This window comes from Pseudomonas sp. SDT291_1_S447 (assembly GCF_054070155.1).
On sequence record NZ_JBSVXS010000259.1, the window covers coordinates 1 to 1,354 of the forward strand.

The 1,354-nt window shown below is 57.9% G+C and carries 1 protein-coding gene; it reads right to left on the minus strand.

Going from position 1 to position 1,354, the window contains the following annotated elements; all coding sequences use genetic code 11:
- The coding region (locus tag ACW9IR_RS29360) for a DUF6531 domain-containing protein (RefSeq protein WP_457466100.1) at window positions 1-1,304 on the minus strand (1,304 nt) is incomplete at its 3' end.
- Window positions 1,305-1,354: the final 50 nt, after the last annotated feature.

The following is a 1,354-nucleotide window of genomic DNA, read 5'->3' on the forward strand; positions in this document are numbered from 1 at the left end:
TAGTGGAACAGGCCGACCTTAGGCAACGGATAGCTGTGATCGCGGCCATCGGCGCCATAGAACATCAGGCCATCGTCAACGCAGTCAAAGCGTGTGGTGAACTCAGAAATCCAGCGAGCGCCGAGTTCGCTGTGATCGTAGGCGTCGAGGCGTGAGTTGTATATGCGCGTCCACTCGACAGGGAAAGGCCCCGGCAAGCTGAAATCAGTATGACTGAGTCTTTCAGAACCCAAGGCAAAACTGATGCTGTTGCATGTGCCCGTGCAGGCGCCGTTTTTCTTCGGCTCGGGCGCGCCTTTCGCAGGAGCCTGTTGACCACTGGATCCCAATTGACCATCGGACGCCGTGTGCTTTGCCTGACCGGTCTTGTCTGGATGGACTGCGGTGCTCTGGCCATGAGCATTGCGCTTGCGCCACAGTGTCACGGCACTGGAGAGGATAAACAGCAACCAGCCGATGGAGTTCTGCACCGATTCATCATCGAGCTTGCTCAACTGAGTGCGCAGCTCCGGGCCCATTGCGCGCAGTTTTTTGGTTTCGTCGGAGACGGTTTTTTTGAAGTCATCGGGCACCAGATTTTGTGCCACGCTGTTGGCCAGGCCCTTGCCAGCCGCTTTATAAGCACTCGCGGCAGCCCCGAACACATTGCTGAATGAGGCCAGCGGATCATTCTTGAATTGATCGACTGCAGCGCTTGCCTGTGCGCTGGCCGCATTCAGATCACCGTTGGCATCCAGATTGCCGAAAGCCACCGCTTCGATGCCTTTGGCAATCTCGTTGATGACGTCTTCGCCGAGCTTGCCAGCGTCCGCCAGGATGCCGGGCAATTTGCCTTTGGCCTGTTCAACAAAATCATCCAGCGTGCCGACAATAGAAGCGTTCAGGTGCCCGACCAGCACCTCGATCACGGAGGTGCTGAGCAACAATTTGCTGCTGGCCTTCATCTCCTGGCGTACCAGAAACAGCGTCGGGCGCAGGGTCATGCGCGCAGCGGCCATTGCCGGCGGCAACGGCAATACGCCGATCAGGTTGATGCCCAGGCTGGCCCACGCGAGCAAGTCGCGCTGCTTGGCGTTGGACAAGGTGACGATGTCACCCAGCGCATCGACCAGCGCCATGATGTTGCCCACCACCGGCAAGAAGCCGGCGTAGTTCTTGATGCGATCAAGCGTGACCACGCCATCCGTGGCTGATTGCAGCCAGGCATCGAAGGTTGCTGCGCTGCTGGCAACGTCCTGGATGTCGATGGCATTGAGTGGAACGATAGCAACCTGAGGCTCACGTTTTACGATTTCAATGGTCATGACAGCATCTCACCCGCCAACAGGCCCGGGGTTTTCAAGGAAGGTTTTGG